The following is a 17,797-nucleotide window of genomic DNA, read 5'->3' as shown; positions in this document are numbered from 1 at the left end:
ATAATGAAAACAGGGAGAATAAGCATGGATTTTAGAAAAGATTTTGTATGGGGAGCAGCAACAAGTGCATATCAGATAGAAGGTGCCGTGAAAGAAGACGGAAAAGGTGAGCATATATGGGATGTATATACAAAGGAACCGGGGAAGATATTCGAAGGACATACGGGAGAAGTAGCATGTGATCATTATCACAGATATAAAGAAGACGTTCGGATTATGAAAGAGATTGGACTGAAAGGATATCGTTTTTCGATAGACTGGTCCAGGGTTATGCCGGAAGGAGCTGGCAGGGTGAACGAAGCCGGCATTGCATTCTACAATGATCTGATCGATGAATTATTAAAAAATGATATTGAACCATATATTACCATGTATCACTGGGAACTTCCATATGAATTGTATAAACGCGGTGGATGGATGAATCCAAAGATCGTGGAGTGGTTCGGAGAATATGCAAAGCTTCTGGCGGAACGATTCAGTGACAGAGTCACACATTTCTTTACGTTGAATGAACCACAGTGCTTTGTCGGACTCGGTTTTGTAAATGGGGAACATGCGCCGGGGATAAAAGCACCGATCCGGGATACTTTTGAGATGGCACATAACGTTATGAAAGCGCATGGAAGAGCTGTGCAGATGTTAAGAACACATGGGAAGCAGCCACTTGTGATCGGATATGCACCGACAGCTTCTGTATGCTATCCGGCAACGGAAAAAGCAGAAGATATCGAAGCGGCAAAGAAGAGTTTCTTTGCTCTGCCGGATGAGTTCTCAAACTGGCACTGGAATGTGACCTGGTGGTCAGATCCGGTCCTTCTTGGAAAATATCCGGAAGAAGGTCTGGCAAAGTATGAGCCATATCTTCCTAAGATCACAGAAGAAGATATGCGCCTGATCTCACAGCCGATCGATATATATGGACAGAATATATATAATGGATATTGTGTGCGGATGGGAGAAGACGGAAGGGCGGAAACAGTAAGCCGCTATGAAGGATTCCCAAAAACAGCGATTGACTGGCCGGTAACACCAGAGTGTCTGTACTGGGGACCGAAATTCCTTTATGAACGTTATCAGAAGCCAATCTATATTACAGAGAATGGTCTGTCATGCCACGATGTGATCTCGCTGGACGGAAAAGTACATGATCCGAACAGAATTGATTTTCTGGCAAGATACCTGCATGAATTAAAAAAGGCAGCAGGAGAGATTGATCTGAGAGGGTACTTCCAGTGGTCACTGATGGATAACTTTGAATGGGCAAAAGGTTATTCTGAGAGATTCGGACTGGTATATGTAGACTATCCGACACAGAAGAGGATCTTGAAAGATTCCGCTTACTGGTATCAGAAAATAATTAAAGAGAATGGAAGTACATTATAACAGGGGGAGTAAATGTCAGATGACGATCAAAGAAATTGCCAAACTGGCAGGGGTATCCAGCGCAGCAGTATCAAGATATCTGAATGGTGGATATGTAAGTGACGAGAAGAAAGAACAGATTAAAAAAGTGATCGAAGAGACGGGATATCAGCCGTCGGCACAGGCACGTATGCTTCGGACAAAGAAAGCCTGCCTGATCGGAGTGGTCGTGCCGAAGATTAACTCTGAATCAATCAGCCGGATCACAGCTGGAATTGAAAAAGTTCTTTCAGAGCGTAATTACCAGATGCTGCTTGCAGGAACGGATAATACACCGGTGAAGGAAATAGAATATATGCGTCTGTTTGAGAATTATCCGGTAGACGGGATTATTCTTGTGGGTACGATGATCACAGCAGAGCACAGAAGATTTCTGAAAAAATCCAAGGTTCCTGTTGTCGTGATCGGACAACATACAAAGTATGCAAATTGCATTTATCATGATGATTACGGTGCAGGAGAGGCCATGGGACGTGCGGTTGCGGCGAAGAGCAGGAAAGAGATTGCGTATATCGGAGTTTCAAGAGAAGACAAGGCAGCCGGAGCAGCCAGAGAAGATGGATTCCGGGAAGGTCTGAAAAGGTCGGGACGGGAATTAAAAGACGGATATTATAAGGTGGCGGAGTTCACTACAGAGTCCGGATACGAGAAAGTTCTGGAATTGTTGAATGAAAAGAATGACATCGATATCATATCGTGCGCCACAGATACGATTGCGGCCGGAGCAATTGAAGCGATTCATACTTATGTAGGAAGTCAGATACCGAAGAATGTGGAAGATACGGGTTCCAGATTCCGTTATATATTGGAAAATACAGCAATTCAGGTTACGGGATTTGGTGATAATCAGCTTTTAAAGGCAGTAACCGGTGGAATTCCAACGGTACATTTCGGTTTTAAAACCAGTGGTATCAGGGGTGCAGAACTCTTATTGGATGTGATAGAACGGGGCGAAAATATTCCGATGGAGATCAAACTTGGATTTCGGCTTGCTGAAATTGATGATCCGGAAGAAAATATAGAAGAATAAGAGCTGCCGGAGTAGAAAATCAGTGTATAATATGTGTAAATAAATTCGAAATCGGTCAAAAACAACTAAATTCGTGCAACACGCACAAAAATGAATATGAAATATCAGTAAAAATGCCATCTTTACAAATGGCATTTTTTTTCTTATTATAAAATTACAAAATGTGAAAACGATTACACATAAAACAAGGAAGGAGAGTTATTATGGATTACAGAAAGACCGCACAGGATATCCTGGATCATGTCGGTGGAAGTAAGAACATTGCATCTGCAGCACATTGTGCAACGAGACTGCGTCTTGTCATTGCAGACAATAAGAAACATTGCATATACATTTCTGCAGATCCTGATTGCATTCTCAGCAGCGAAAGCGTTTGGTGCTAACCAGTATCTTGGCGCAGTTATCGGTATGATCATGATCCATCCGTCACTGCAGAACGCTTATACGGTAGCAACCGAAGGTGTACAGCAGACACAGAGCGTATTCTTCGGACTGTTCAAGATTGACATGGTCGGATATCAGGGACATGTCATTCCGGTTATCATCGCCGTATGGATCCTGGCAGTGATTGAGAAGAAGTTACATAAGATTGTTCCGGAAGTGCTCGACTTATTCGTGACTCCTCTGATCAGCGTATTCGTAACAGGTTACCTTACATTATCAATCGTAGGGCCAATCTTTGTATGGGCTGAAAATGCAATCCTCGGAGCAATCCAGTGGATGTTAACACTTCCTCTTGGAATCGGAAGTCTGATCATGGGAAGTCTGTACGCACCAACCGTAGTAACCGGTATCCACCAGATGTATACAGCAATTGATATCGGACAGATTGCAAAATACGGTGTTACATACTGGCTTCCGCTTGCAAGTGCAGCAAACGTAGCACAGGGAGCAGCAGCATTAGCAGTAGGTATCAAATCCAAAGATAAGAAGATCAAATCTCTGGCACTTCCGTCATCACTCAGTGCATTTATGGGAATTACAGAGCCGGCGATCTTCGGTGTAAACTTAAGATTCTTCAAGCCGTTCATCGCCGGATGTATCGGTGGAGGATGTGGAGCTTTGTATGCATCCCTGGTACATCTCGGAGCTAAGGGAACCGGTGTGACAGGTATCTTCGGTATCCTGCTCTGCCTGAATCAGCCACTTCAGTATCTGATCGAGATGGTGATCGCAGTTGGTGTTGCATTCGCAATCTCATTTGTAATCTATAAGGATGCAGAACCAAAGGCAGTAACGGCAGATGTGACAGAGACAACTGGAACAACAGAGACAGTAGAAAATATCGAAATAGCAGACAACAATAAAGCAGAAGAGACATTGACAAGTCCGGTAAATGGAACACAGATTTCATTATCTGAGGTTGCGGATGAGACATTTGCATCCGAAATGCTGGGAACAACCGTTGCGGTAGAGACTGCAGATGGCAAGATTGTAGCTCCATGTGACGGAGAAGTTTCCAATATCTTCGAAACAGGTCATGCTGTATGTATCACAACAGAGTCCGGAGGTGAGCTCCTGATCCATATCGGTATCGATACCGTGAAGATGGATGGAAAAGGATTTACGAAGAAAGTTTCTGATGGCGACAAAGTACATGCAGGGGATATTCTAGTAGAAGCAAATCTTGAGGAAATCAAGAATGCAGGATATCAGACGACAACCATGATGATTCTGACAAATACAGATGAATTTGGAAATGTAACAAAGGCAGAACCTGCTGAAGTTAAAACAACAAGTAAAGTTATGACACTTACAAAATAATGCTTATAGATGGAGAAGATTGATTTATGAACGCATTAACAAGAGATCTTGCGAAATTAGTAGAGACAGCAGAACAAAGCCAGAAAACCAGAGAAGAGTTATCCGTATCAGATAGAAAATTTCGTGAAAAACTACACCTGATGCCGCCGGTCGGCTGGCTGAATGAATGATCCAAATGGACTCTGCCAGTTCCAGGGTATCTATCACGCATTTTTTCAGTATTCACCATTTGATGCGGAAGGCGGCGTGAAGATGTGGGGACATTACACCAGCACGAACATGATTGACTGGGAATACCAGGGTACCGCACTTTATCCGGATCAGCCGTTTGACTGTCACGGGGTATATTCCGGATCCGCATTTATCGAAGATGGGAAAATGTATCTGTATTATACCGGAAATGTCAAATTAGAAGACGGGGAATATGATTACATTCGAACCGGACGTGAGGGCAATACGGTTCTGGTTATGACAGAAGATGGAAAGACATTTGGAAAGAAAAAAGAACTGATGCGCAATTCCGATTATCCGGACGATCTGACCTGTCATGTGAGAGACCCCAAGGTATGGAAAGAAAATGATATCTATTATATGGTACAGGGAGCAAGAACCAATGAAGACGTTGGACAGGTGCTGGTATTCGAATCAGAAGACAAGATAAACTGGAAATTCAGAAACCGGGTAGAATCGGAAAATCCATTCGGTTATATGTGGGAGTGTCCGGATTACTTTGAGATTGGTACGAAGAAGCTTCTTTCTACATCGGTCCAGGGGCTGGAAGGCGGTATCTGGGATGACTGCAATGTATATCAGTCCGGATATTTTGAGATAGAAGGAGATATTCTTGGAGAATATAAGCTGTCAGAATATCACTTATGGGATTATGGATTTGATTATTATGCACCGCAGAGCTTTGAGACAGAAGACGGACGAAGAATTCACATCAGCTGGATGGGAATGCCGGACTGTGAAGAGTATACAAATCCGACGATTCAGACGGGATGGCAGCACTGCTTTACATTTCCGAGAGAAATCTTCGAGAAAAATGGAAAGATCTGTCAGCGCCCGATTCGCGAACTGGATGAGAAGAAACATTTGGTAAGTGATGTAAAAGGTATGCTGTCCAGTGACGGTTATTCGGTGTATGAACTGGAGATTTTGAATATTGCAGAAAACCATTTTAAAGTCATCCTGTCGAATGAACTGATCCTGGATTATGAAGACGGAAGATTCCGGATGCATTTTATAAGTCAGGACAAGACTTCTGTATCTGCAGGACGAAGCATGCGTTATGTGGAAGTGGATGAAGTGAAGGATCTGAAGATTCTGGCTGATAGATCATCGGTAGAAGTATTTGTGAATGATGGAGAGTATGTATTTTCGACAAGATATTATCCGGAAAATCATAAATTACTGGCAGAAGCTGTGGAAGCACAGATTAGATTGTCAGAAATTATGTAACGAAATATGAATTTAAGATACGAATCATTATAGAAAGAAAATCACCATATATCAAAAGGAAAAATTTCAGTAGAGAAATTTTATCGGGATATATGGTGATTTTTCTTAATGTAAGAGATATAAATATTTTTCAAAGTTAACTCCTTCGTTTACAGGGACCTGTTCTTTTACGGAATCAGCTAATGCTTTTTCGAGAAAAGATCCGGCAGTCTGCATCATTTCTGTAAGGGAAGTTCCGCGGGCAAGTCCACCTGTGATACAGGAGGCAAAGAGATCGCCGGTACCGGAATAGCTTCCATCGCAGCAGGGAAATGCCGACAGAAAATGCGAAGAGCCGTCTAACAGGAGATTCCCAATCTTAGGGATTCCATCATCTGTAGTAAAGCGAATTCCTGTGATAAGGATCTTTTTCGCACGTTCTGCTGTTAATGTATGGCTTGCATCTTTGAGGCATGAAATGAGCTGATGCAGGGACAAAGAGGAGTTCTGCAGGGTATTGTAATCCATATCTGTCAGCAGACAGAACTCTGTAATATTTGGAGTGATAACATCTGCACGTGCGGTCAGTTCCTTCATGGCAGACAGGAATTCGGAAGTATACATATCATAGGTCATGCCGTCATCACCCATTACAGGATCAACCAGAAGAAAAGTATCTGGTGTCTGGAACGTATCCAGAAAATGAAAAATCTCTTCAATCTGAGGTACACTGGCAATGTAACCGGTGTAGATCCCAGAAAAGCAAGTGCCGAGTTTCTTCCATTCCTGACGGAAATAATCCATCTTATCGGTAAAATCATAGCAGTAGTAGCTTGGATATTCTGTTTGAGAACTTAAGATGGCTGTCGGGAGTGGACATGTCTGGATGCCCATCGCAGATAATACAGAGATGGCGGCAGTCAGGGAGCATCGTCCAAGACCGGACAGATCATTGATTACAGCAACTTTTTTTGTCATTGTCATAAAGAAATCCTCGTTTCCTAATATATTTACAAACATGTATTGATTATATCATAGTTGGGTTTTTTTGCCTTAACAAAAGAAGAAAGAAATCTTCCGGGTAAAAAATAATAAAAAAGTTTGAAAAAGTTGTTGACAGATGGAATACATTGCGCTATACTTAATTTCGTTGCTGAGGTACAAAAACTTCGGAAACAATAAAATGAATATGTGCGCGTAGCTCAGCTGGATAGAGCGTCTGGCTACGGACCAGAAGGTCGGGAGTTCGAATCTTCTCGCGCACGTAGGAGAAACCCTTGTTTGATATAAAGTCAGACGAGGGTTTTTTGCTGTTACATGTCCGGTGAGTCATATTTTTTATACATGGTTTCGTACACGGCAGACCGGGCAGTATTGACATAGATTGGGCAACTGTGGTAAGGTTACAAGGTAAATTAAATCATGATTGTGTGAGGTGTCAGTCAGGATATCAAGGATAATTTATGGGAATTATTTTATAGAAAGAATGATCTGACTGGTGAAAAGGGAAACAGGTGAGAATCCTGTACGAACTCGTCACCGTATTTTGCGAGCGGAAGCTGCATACCCACTGGGATGACCGGGAAGGGAGCTGAAGCACCAGAGCAATAAGCCGGGAGACCTGCCTTTCGCAGTACAGGAACGTAAAAGTTCAGGCCACGAGGAATTGGCAGTACGAAATAAGTCACAGAACTGTATGTGATATGTAGATATTATGTAATACAGTTTTATTTTCGTTGTCTTCGTTTCCTGGCGGAGGCTTTTTTTGATATTATGTGTCCGGAAGGAACCGCCGGTGGCAGAGATCTTGTATCTCATGTATTGACAATCAAAAAACAGGAGGTAGAAAGAAATGAAAAAGAAACTGGTAGTAGTATTATTATCAGCAGCTATGTGTGTAGCGGCATTTGGCGGATGTGGAGCAAAATCAGACAGCTCAGACAGCAGCAGTAACAAGAAGACAGAGACTTCTTCAAAAAAGGAAGATCAGAAAGCAGCAGATGCAGTTGCAAAAAAGATTGATGCGATCTACGTTCAGGAAAGAACAGACAAGACGGATGAACAGTGTAAAGCAGCAAAAGAAGCGTGGGATAAATTGACAGATGCGCAGAAAGAACTGGTAGAAGGAGACAATGCAGATCCGGATTACTTCGGAAGAGATACAGGAGATGCTTCCCAGGATGACCCGTTAAATGGAGATGATATTGGAGAAAAGGAACTTCTGGTAGTAAGTTTCGGTACTTCTTTTAATGCGAGCCGTGCAGCCGATATCGGTGGAGTAGAGAAAGCACTCCAGGCAGCAAATCCGGACTGGTCTGTAAGAAGAGCATTTACAGCTCAGATCATCATCAACCATGTACAGGCAAGAGATGGCGAGAAGATTGATAATGTGGATCAGGCTTTAGAGCGTGCCGTAAAAAACGGTGTCAAGCAACTGATTATACAGCCAACACACTTAATGCATGGTGCAGAATATAAAGAGTTAACAGAAGCAGTGGAGAGTTACAAAGATAAATTTGAATCTGTCAAGATCGCAGAACCGCTTCTCGGAGAAGTCGGATCGGATGCGACAGTGATCAATGCAGATAAAGCAGCAGTAGCAGAAGCAATTACAGCAGAAGCTGTTAAGACAGCAGAATATGACAGCCTTGATGCAGCCGCAGCAGACAGTACAGCATTTGTATTCATGGGACACGGAACATCAGATGAAGCAAAGATCAGCTATTCCCAGATGCAGACACAGATGGAAAAGTTGGGATATAAGAATGTATTTATCGGAACAGTAGAAGGAGAACCGGAGGAAACTTCGTGTGAATCTGTTATCGCAAAAGTAAAAGATGCTGGATATAAGAATGTCATTCTTCGTCCACTGATGGTTGTGGCAGGTGATCATGCGAACAATGACATGGCCGGAGATGATGATGATTCATGGCTGAGCCAGTTCGAGGCATCTAAGAACTTTGACAGTGTGAAGACACAGATCGCAGGTCTTGGAGAAATCGATGCAATCCAGCAGTTATATGCAGCTCATACAAAAGCAGCCATGGATGCACAGTAAAAAAATATTAAAGGGAGAGAACAATGTTAAGAAAAAGACTGATGACGCTTGCATTAGCGGTAGTGATGACCGTGTCTGTATTTACAGGATGTGGCAGTAAAGATGACAGTAAGACATCTAGGTCAGAGAGCAAAAAGACAGAACAGCAGAAGTCTGATGCGAAAAAAGAGAAAGCAGCAGAAAAGGAAGAGACAAAAGCTCCGATTGAAGATGGAACCTATACAGCAGAGTTTAAAACGGACAGTTCCATGTTTCATGTAAATGATGCATATGATGATAAGGGGACATTGACGGTAAAAGACGGAAAGATGACGATTCATATCAGTCTTGTATCAAAAAATATTGTAAATCTGTTTCCTGGTACAATAAAAGATGCCAAGAAAAAGGGAGCAAAACTTTTGCAGCCGACGACAGATACTATAACAGATGAAAATGGTAATGTCGTAACAGATATAGAGGGTAAGCCGAAAGAAGTATACGGTTTTGATGTTCCGGTGCCGGCACTGGACAAAGAATTTGATCTGGCACTGATCGGAACAAAAGGAAAGTGGTATAATCATAAAGTAAGTGTTTCCAATCCTGTAAAAGCTGAATAAATATCAATTGATCATAAAATCTCTTGTCTTTCATATTATTATACAAAGTGTATATGTGAAGGATAAGAGATTTTTTTATTCATTTGTAATGGTGAAAATGCATAAAAAATATAATATTTACTAGACTTTTATGTTAAAATATACTAATATTAAATCAACAGCAAAATGTAATAAAAACAGGAAGGAAACAAGCGAATGAAAGGAAATGTAATAGTAGGACAATCTGGGGGACCAACTGCAGCGATTAATGCGAGTCTTGCCGGTGTATACCGGACAGCAAAAGACCGTGGAGCGAATAAAGTGTACGGAATGCTTCATGGAATTCAGGGATTATTAAAGGAAAAATATATTGATCTGTCAGATCACATCAAGACAGAGCTGGATGCAGAGTTATTAAAGAGAACACCGGCTGCATTCTTAGGTTCCTGCCGGTATAAACTTCCGGAGATACATGAGAACCGGGAAGTTTATGATAAGATTTTTGAAATTTTGGATAAACTGGATATTGAAGCATTTATTTATATCGGCGGAAATGATTCTATGGACACGATTAAAAAGTTATCGGATTATGCAATTGTGTTTGGACATTCCATCCGGTTTATAGGATGTCCGAAGACAATTGATAATGATCTTGCGTTGACAGATCATACACCGGGATACGGAAGTGCGGCAAAATATATCGGAACATCGATGAAAGAGATTATCCGTGACAGCTTCTGCCTGGAATATGAAAAGGGCGTAGTATCTATTGTAGAGATCATGGGAAGAAATGCAGGATGGCTGACAGGTTCCACAGCACTGTCACAGGGAGAGGATTGTGAAGGTCCGGATCTTATTTATCTGCCGGAGCTGCCGTTTGATCTTCAGTTATTCGGGGAAAAGATCAGGCAGTTATTACAGGAAAAGACATCCATCGTAGTTGCGGTATCAGAAGGGATCCGTACAGCAGATGGTACATATGTATGTGAACTTGGCAACAGTATTGATTTTGTGGATGCATTCGGACACAAACAGTTATCAGGAACTGCATCTTATCTGGCGAGTTATATTGCAGGTGAGATCGGATGTAAGACACGTGCGATTGAATTAAGTACATTGCAGAGAGCTGCATCGCATGCGGCTTCAAGAGTAGATATTCTGGAGGCATATCAGGTTGGAGGAGCTGCAGTAAAAGCAGCAGACGAAGGAGATACCGGAAAGATGGTTGTCTTAAAACGTCTGTCCGATGATCCGTATCAGTGCGGAACGGAAGTGAAAGATGTACATAAGATTGCCAATGATGAGAAGCTGGTTCCAAGAAGCTGGGTAAACAAAGAAGGCACTTATGTAACAAATGAGTTTATTTCATATGTACGTCCGTTGATCCAGGGAGATGTATCACCGGTTATGGTAGATGGAATTCCAAGACATCTGTATACACCGAAAGAACTCAGCCACAGATAATCCATTTAAAATCAGAGAGAAGATAAAAGAACGTCTTGTCATGAGGATATCTCATGTCAGGACGTTTTTTTATCGGGACGTCTGATCTTCTGCGATAAAAAAGTGCATGAAAAGTAAAAAAAGTCTTGAAATTTTGAAAATAATCAGGTAGTATATGCTTAATCTATATTTTCAAGATAGATTCGGTTAATCAATCTATAAAGATTCTATAACCTGTGTGAGGGTTCAAAAAATTACCATTTGTAAAAAAACTGAAGAATAGAATTGAGGTGGAATGCATTGCAGCAAAAGGAAAGCTATGATGTACTGCGTCTGATCGAACATGGACAGATCTGCTATATCAGTTCTGAAAATGTGCAGGGAAGAACACTTGCCAGATATTTGAAGTATCATCCGGTAATGGAGAAGAAGAAAATGTTCCTGTTGTTAAAGGCAATTGCAGAACAGCTGGAACTGATCCACAGATGCAGAGGGAATCCATGCTATCAGTATGTGAATCCATACAGTATTATTCTGGCGGAGGACGGCAGGGTTTATTTTCTGGATATGAAAGCCGAGACAAACAGGAAACAGGTAGTATTTATGCAAAGGAGGGACATGCGGGAATATTTTCTCCCTCCGGAAGAGAATTATTATCAAAATGCCAGTAAAGAGCTGGACATATATGGATTGGGAAAGACATTTCAATATATTCTCGCTTCGTCAGAAACAGAACCGCATCTGAACCGGTGGGAAGAACACAGACTTCAGAGTATCATTTCAAAAACAATGGGAACAAAAGGGTCTTATTATCAAAGCGTTTCAGAAATTCAAAAACAAATCCCAAAATGGAAAGAAAAAGTTAATAAAGAAAGTTCGGGAGACAAAGGAAAACGCAGGTGGAAGATATATATCGCATTATTTTTCGCAGTGGTGGCGGCAGGGTACATGTTGATACAGCAAAGAAAAAATGTACCTGACAGAATAATAAAGGAACAACAGAAAGCAACCAGTAATGCCAATACAGAATTACGCACAGACAGTCAGGAGAACGAGAAACGGGACGAAGAATATCTGGAACTGGCACTTGCGTATTTCTTAAATGTCGGGAATGTGGAGAAAAGCCGTATTTGTCTGAATGAACTGACCAATAAAGAACTTGCGGAGAATCTGAAAATGTTGATCGGCGCATATGAAAAACAGGAATGTCCGGAAGATGTAAGAAAATATAAAAAGAGTCTTGCATATCTGGAAAAGGTATGGAAAAAAAGGAGCAAGATATCCGAGGAGAAGCAAAAACAGGAAATCCAGTGCCTGATCAGAGGATATGGACTTCTGGATGACGAGGACAGTGTAGAAAAGGTATTAGAACTGGTAAAGAGGGGGATGCAGACGGATTATCTGAATGATCCGGTAAAAAAAGAAATGTTAGAATACCAGGCGGCCGCCTGTGAAAAAAAGAAGACGGAGGAGGAAGCGGCAAAGATATATACAGAGCTAATGGAGATGGAGCAGGAGGACGGAAACAGAGAAATGTTGTATAAAAAAATTGCACAATTATATGAAGCAGCAGGCAGGTGCGATATGGCAATGGATATCTGTATTCAGGGAATCGGAGAATTGAAGGAATCTCAGGAGTTAAAACTGATGCATATCCGATTCATGTGTGCAGATCCGTCCGTCAGCAGGGAAGAATGTTCCATGAAGATCAAAGAGTATGTAAGAGATGACGGACAACTGCCGGATCAGGAGGAATTTAAAAAGCTGCAGAAAGAATATGCAATCAAGATGGAAGGAGAAGAGGTATGGGTAGGAAGATAAAAAAAGCAATCACGGTTGTAATAGCAGGAATGGTCATAGGCTCACAATTTGCAGATATGTCAGCAGTTGGAAGCATTGTACAGGCAGAGGCTGGAGATCACAGAGAAGCAGAAAAAGAAACGGATCCGGAAGAAGACAAAGATGAGAATAAAAATCCGGAAGAAGACAAGGATCCGGAAGAAGACAAGGATCCGGAAGAAGACAAGGATGAGAATAAGGATCCGGATAAAGACTCTGAAAAAGAGGATAAAGATCCGGAAGAAGACTCTGAAAAAGAAGCGATAAAACCTTATCAGATTGTATATAACGAACCAGATGGGGAAAACGGATACTATATTCATCGTCCGGATGGAAGAATTACGCATATGAGCAAAAGAGGGACAACAAGATATCTCTTCAAAAATGGAAATAATGAACAGCAGGAAGGAATATTGGACAGACAAAATGAAAGCTTCCTGTTGAAACAATTGAATTTTACAGACGGCGGAAATGAATTGAAGATATGGATGGAAGATGAAAAAGGACACCGGGTAGAAAATTCAGAAAGTCAAAAAGAATTCTGGCTGGATAGCAGTAAACCTGTAGTACATTATGAAATAACAGGAGGTTCGGAGATATGGCACAAAGATATTGCGGAAGTCCGGGTAGAATCTTCCGATGGGCTAAATGGAAGTCATATTGCGGAAATTATCTGTAAAACAGGAGAAAAAGTAATTGGAAAAAGCAATAAAGAAACAGAAATATTTCGAATGGAAGAAGAATCGAAGAATGGTGAAGGAATTCCTGTAACTTTTATTGTAAAAGATGTTGCAGGAAATAAGACGATAGTGACAGATAAGGTCTATATTGATAGGAATGTTCCGGAGGCAGCTATACAAGGAGTGCAGGATTATATGATCACCAGTAAACCGATTAAAGTGAACTATCTGGCAGAAGAGGAAAATATATTTCAGGTTGTGCAGGCACATATTTCGAAGGAAGATATCATCGGAAGAAAAGAAGAAACAGAGATCACAGAGTGGCGGATAGGAAAGTCGGATGAGTCAGGAAAGATGAGAAAAGAAAGCAGTCAGACACTTACAGAAGACGGAATATATAAACTGAGAATGAGTGTAGCTGATATGGCAGGACATGAAAATCGGGTGGAGCGACAGGTGATTATTGACAAAGAAAATCCAGTGATTGTTCATGTGGATGAACTCGATGGAAAATATTTAAAATACTTCCGATGGGATTATTCGGCCGGAGAATCGGTCAAAGATTTTACCAGTTATACGTACACCATGAAATTAGATGATACAGTATACCGTCCGGGAGAGAAGATCGAGAAAGAAGGCATGCATACACTGGTTGTGGAAGCGGTAGATTCTGCAGGCAATAAGAGTGATGCAAAGGCAAGGTTTACAATTGATCATACCCCGCCGGTGATCAGATTTGAAAATATCAGAGAAGGAGAAAGCTATGAAAAGGAAAGAAAATTTTATATCCGAACGGAAAATCCGGAAGATCAGATTGAATACATTAAGATTAATGGAGCGAAGCAAAAGAGTGAAAAGCAAAAGGGACTTTATGAATGTAAAGTAGATGAAGCAAAAGCATATGAAGTTGAAGTAAAGGCAAAAGATTTTGCGGGCAATGAACAGATCTCACGGATTGGATTTCAGATAGAGCAGGAAAAAACATTATTACAGAAGATAACAGAGCCTGTAAAGAAATATATTTTTTATGGAAATGAGAAAGCGGTAAAAAAAGAAGAGCAGTTAAAAGAAGAACAGATGAACAAAAGAAATGGTAAAAGTATATTGTGTTCAGGTATTATGCTCACAGGTATGTTAACAGGAATTGGCTTCTGGAAAAGAGAAAGATTGGGGAATATATTGAAAAAAATGCAGCCAGACAACAAAAACAAGTAGAATTTTTCCATAAAAGGGAGGATGCCGGGTAACCGCTTTCGCGATTCCCGGCATGTATTATGAAAAAGTTTATTCCAAATAGTATTTACATACTAGATAATGTCTTGTGTATTTCTTTGATGATTATAGTATAAAAAAGACCTGTGAAGAAAGAATGTTAAAGTAGTGAAAGAATTTTGAAGGATAAATGAACAAATTGTGAACACGGGATTTTACAAAGATTTTGTTGGAAAACAGAGGAAAATAGATTATACTAATAGAAGTCAATTTTGAAGAAAGAGGAGAAAAGAAGAATGAAATATATTTCTTTTGCCATTCCGTGTTACAATTCACAGGATTATATGGCTCATGCGATAGAAAGTATTCTTCCGGGTGGAGAAGACGTTGAAATTATTATCGTAAATGACGGATCAAAAGACAGAACATCAGAGATTGCTCACGAATATATGGAAAAATATCCTACAATCGTTAAAGTAGTAGACAAGGAAAATGGTGGACATGGAGATGCTGTAAACTCCGGACTGACACATGCCACCGGCAAATATTTTAAGGTTGTAGACAGTGATGACTGGGTGGATGAAGATGCACTTCATAAAATTCTGGAAGTATTGCGTCATATGGAAGAAGATGCCATGGAATTAGATATGCTGATTGCCAACTACGTATATGAGAAAGTTGGAGCAGCACACAAGAAAGTAATCCATTACCGTAATGTATTGCCGCAGGATGAGATTTTCCGTTGGGATGATATGGGACATTTTCATCTGGATCAGTATATTCTGATGCATTCAGTTATCTATCGCACCGATATGTTGAAATTAATCCAGCTTCATCTGCCGAAGCATACATTCTATGTGGACAATATTTATGTATATTATCCACTTCCACATGTGCGAAAGATTTACTATATGGATGTAGATTTTTACAGATATTTTATCGGACGCGAGGATCAGTCGGTTAATGAGAAAGTAATGATCAAAAGGCTGGATCAGCAGATATTTGTCACAAAGACAATGATCGATATGTATCAGCTGAAAAACATCGGAAGTAAGAAATTAAGACAGTATATGTTGAATTATCTGGCAATCATGATGACAGTTTCTTCTATTCTTTGTATCCGTTCCAAGAATAAAGAAAATCTGGAGAAGAAAAAGGAATTATGGCAGTATCTGAAGAAGAAAGATCTGCGCAGTTTTATAAAGATCCGCTATGGAATTCTCGGACAGACTATGAATATTCCGGGAAAATCAGGACGTAAGATATCATCGCTGGCGTATACAGTTGCAAGACGTCTGATCGGGTTTAATTAATTTTTTTATTTAATGCATTATGGCGGCTATCATCGATCGGAATAAACTTACAAGGTCCTATCCTGTGCTGACTCCAACATGGGGAAATTCTAAAGCAAAAAAGTTGACCTAAAAACGAGCTCACAAAAAATCCAAACTCGACATTCGTCTCAGACAGTGGATTTTTTGTGAGCAAACGGTCAACTTTTTTACTTAAGAATTACCAACCATGAGTCCGTATGCACAGGATAGAACCTTTTATTACGGTTCGGGGATTTGGCTTAGTGAATTAAATAGAAATCTCCCCTAAAATAATTCTCAATAGTACTTTATCCAACATAATCGTCCGGTTCCAGGGGTTGATGATGATGCCCTGAATGTTATCAGTTGTAATAGCAGAATTAAATAACTGTTTCATATCGGTAAGAAATGTAGACATTACGCTTCCGGAACCTTTGAGTTCTTCATCGAAGCTGGTAAATGCCGCCCACCATTTGCGGCCATCATCGGTCTGGATTGCCTGTATCTGGAGGCCGGAGGCAGCGGAAGAGGAATCTACTGCAATGATCAGTTCGCCATGTTCATTCATGCGTCTGCGGATGACGGTCAGGACGTGAGCAAGCATTTCCTGAGATGGTTCCTGTTGAAGAGCTGCAATGGCAGATTCAATCTTGTTATTGCCCTGTAAAGTTTTATCGGTATGTGTATGGTCATTCATAATTGTGCAAAATCCTTTCTAGATAGATAATGGATACAGAGAACCTGTCAATGACAGCCTCGCTTGCATATTTTTGTATAAAAATATACGGACAGCAGGAGAGCCATCCGTATATTAATATAAAGTATTTCAGTTGGAAGAGCAAGCTAATTGAACTCCCATGGAGAAATATATTTATTTGGAGATGAAGCATATCCATTGTTATATTTCACTGTGACATATAAAGAGTCATCACCATCAACCAGTTTCACATAGCAGATATTATCTTTGTTGAATTTGTGTGTGATATCGATGGACTGATTTTTGTAATACAGGATGACGGAACCATCTTTTTCGTATTCTATATCCGGAGCATTTAGTTCTTCCATAATTTCTTCTTGTGTAAGGCTGCGTTCGGAGCCATCCTGGTTAAATGCAATGCCGCCTCCGCCAAATTCTTTATTTTTTCCATCTTTATCTGCATAAGTTCCGGTATAAGAACCGTCAGAATTGATTGTTAAAGTAGCAGTTGTCTGATCTCCGTGGATCCAGAGCTGGACTTTACGTTGAATTCCGCCAAGATCGGATGCGTAGGCTGTTCCGGTTCCGGCTGTTACGATCAGGCATGTGGCAACTGTGGCGGCAATTGTTTTTAATTTGTGCTTTCTATTTAAGATACTCATTTTATCTACCTCCAGGGAAAAATTGTCGGAGGCGGAAAGTGTATCAAAAGCCTGCTTGTATTTTTCTTTATTCGTCATCGTTCCATTCCTCCTTTAAGGTTTCTTTGAGAAGAGCACGTCCGCGGGAAAGTCGGGTCTTTACATTGCTGACAGAAAGATGCAGGATATCACTGATCTCTTGTGTTGTATAATCTTCATAGTAAAAGAGATGCAGGACAATTCGGTATTTTTCAGGAAGTTTCATTACTGTATCAAACAGAGTTTCTGATTCCAGTGTTTCGAAGGTTAATGTTTCCATATATTCTTCTAAGTTGCATTTATTTCTGTGCCAGAATGAGCGGGTGATATTCTTTGCTTTATTGATCGCAACCCGGATCAGCCAGGCACGGATATGTTCTTCTGTATCAAACTCTTTTTTATATGTGTGATACTGAATAAATGTATCCTGAACGACATCTTCTGCATCTTGTTGGTTCCTGCATATATTAAATGCAATCGCATACAGATGCTTTTGATATCGTTCGATTAAAACTTGTGTTGCTGGTTTCATGAGTACTCCTTTTTGGTGCTAGTGGGAAAACAGATGTTCATTTCTTAAGGCCTTTCACTTATAATACAAATGAAAATACGGAAAGGTTACAAATGGAGGTAAGAATATATGT

General features: G+C 40.6%; 14 protein-coding genes, 1 tRNA gene, 1 pseudogene and 1 riboswitch. Of the genes and pseudogenes, 12 read left to right on the top strand and 4 right to left on the bottom strand.

Annotated features, from left to right (window positions below; all coding sequences use genetic code 11):
* The first annotated feature begins 24 nt into the window (after positions 1-24).
* The 5 genes and pseudogenes from GT508_RS00545 (at position 25) to GT508_RS00530 (ending at position 5,677) form a co-directional block, all read left to right on the top strand.
* Positions 25-1,383, top strand: coding sequence for a GH1 family beta-glucosidase (locus tag GT508_RS00545; protein ID WP_161143339.1), 1,359 nt, complete (start codon positions 25-27; stop codon positions 1,381-1,383).
* A 19-nt stretch (positions 1,384-1,402) separates the two neighbouring features.
* A complete protein-coding gene (locus GT508_RS00540; RefSeq protein ID WP_161143338.1) occupies positions 1,403-2,452 on the top strand; it encodes a LacI family DNA-binding transcriptional regulator in 1,050 nt (349 codons plus the stop codon).
* Positions 2,453-2,655: 203 nt separating this feature from the next.
* Positions 2,656-4,216 (top strand): annotated as a pseudogene (locus GT508_RS00535) (glucose PTS transporter subunit IIA).
* Positions 4,217-4,242: 26 nt separating this feature from the next.
* Complete coding sequence (locus GT508_RS14535) at positions 4,243-4,386, top strand: hypothetical protein (protein ID WP_243144035.1); 144 nt, start codon at positions 4,243-4,245, stop codon at positions 4,384-4,386.
* A complete protein-coding gene (locus GT508_RS00530; protein WP_243144034.1) occupies positions 4,379-5,677 on the top strand; it encodes a glycoside hydrolase family 32 protein in 1,299 nt (432 codons plus the stop codon). Before GT508_RS14535 ends, GT508_RS00530 begins: the two co-directional genes overlap by 8 nt.
* A 105-nt stretch (positions 5,678-5,782) precedes the next feature.
* Here GT508_RS00530 and GT508_RS00525 read toward each other — a convergent pair whose 3' ends face one another.
* On the bottom strand, positions 5,783-6,634 hold the full coding sequence (locus GT508_RS00525) for a pyridoxamine kinase (protein ID WP_055282466.1): 852 nt from the start codon (positions 6,632-6,634) through the stop codon (positions 5,783-5,785).
* A 213-nt stretch (positions 6,635-6,847) separates the two neighbouring features.
* On the opposite strand from GT508_RS00525, the gene GT508_RS00520 reads away from it, so the two are divergent.
* From GT508_RS00520 to GT508_RS00490, 7 genes are all read left to right on the top strand, one after another.
* Positions 6,848-6,921: transfer RNA gene (locus tag GT508_RS00520), tRNA-Arg, on the top strand.
* Between the two features lie 205 nt (positions 6,922-7,126).
* Positions 7,127-7,299, top strand: a riboswitch (cobalamin riboswitch).
* Positions 7,300-7,508: 209 nt separating this feature from the next.
* The gene (locus GT508_RS00515) at positions 7,509-8,714 is read left to right on the top strand and encodes a sirohydrochlorin cobaltochelatase (RefSeq protein WP_028086117.1); all 1,206 of its coding nucleotides are present in this window, start codon (positions 7,509-7,511) and stop codon (positions 8,712-8,714) included.
* 23 nt (positions 8,715-8,737) lie between these two features.
* The gene (locus tag GT508_RS00510) at positions 8,738-9,310 is read left to right on the top strand and encodes a hypothetical protein (protein WP_028086118.1); all 573 of its coding nucleotides are present in this window, start codon (positions 8,738-8,740) and stop codon (positions 9,308-9,310) included.
* A 195-nt stretch (positions 9,311-9,505) separates the two neighbouring features.
* Positions 9,506-10,753: a 6-phosphofructokinase gene (locus tag GT508_RS00505; RefSeq protein ID WP_055282344.1), complete on the top strand. Its 1,248-nt coding sequence runs from the start codon at positions 9,506-9,508 to the stop codon at positions 10,751-10,753.
* Positions 10,754-11,032: 279 nt separating this feature from the next.
* Positions 11,033-12,553 (top strand): hypothetical protein, encoded by a 1,521-nt coding sequence (locus GT508_RS00500; protein ID WP_161143337.1) that lies wholly within the window; start codon positions 11,033-11,035, stop codon positions 12,551-12,553.
* Entirely contained in the window at positions 12,538-14,466 is a 1,929-nt protein-coding gene (locus GT508_RS00495; protein WP_161143336.1) for a hypothetical protein, read from the top strand. Before GT508_RS00500 ends, GT508_RS00495 begins: the two co-directional genes overlap by 16 nt.
* Positions 14,467-14,759: 293 nt before the next feature.
* Complete coding sequence (locus GT508_RS00490) at positions 14,760-15,776, top strand: glycosyltransferase family 2 protein (protein WP_161143335.1); 1,017 nt, start codon at positions 14,760-14,762, stop codon at positions 15,774-15,776.
* 268 nt (positions 15,777-16,044) lie between these two features.
* Here GT508_RS00490 and GT508_RS00485 read toward each other — a convergent pair whose 3' ends face one another.
* The 3 genes from GT508_RS00485 to GT508_RS00475 all read right to left on the bottom strand — a co-directional run bounded on the left by GT508_RS00485 (position 16,045) and on the right by GT508_RS00475 (position 17,685).
* Positions 16,045-16,473, bottom strand: coding sequence for an SseB family protein (locus tag GT508_RS00485; protein WP_161143334.1), 429 nt, complete (start codon positions 16,471-16,473; stop codon positions 16,045-16,047).
* A gap of 146 nt (positions 16,474-16,619) precedes the next feature.
* Positions 16,620-17,213: a hypothetical protein gene (locus GT508_RS00480; RefSeq protein WP_161143333.1), complete on the bottom strand. Its 594-nt coding sequence runs from the start codon at positions 17,211-17,213 to the stop codon at positions 16,620-16,622.
* The gene (locus GT508_RS00475; RefSeq protein ID WP_161143332.1) at positions 17,203-17,685 is read right to left on the bottom strand and encodes an RNA polymerase sigma factor; all 483 of its coding nucleotides are present in this window, start codon (positions 17,683-17,685) and stop codon (positions 17,203-17,205) included. The genes GT508_RS00480 and GT508_RS00475 overlap by 11 nt, the downstream gene beginning before the upstream one ends.
* Between the last annotated feature and the right edge of the window lie 112 nt (positions 17,686-17,797).

The sequence above is a fragment of the Dorea sp. BIOML-A1 genome, from assembly GCF_009875615.1.
Lineage (GTDB): Bacteria > Bacillota > Clostridia > Lachnospirales > Lachnospiraceae > Dorea_A > Dorea_A amylophila.
Note: the sequence above shows the minus strand (reverse complement) of the source record. Positions and strands in the feature narration are given on the sequence as shown.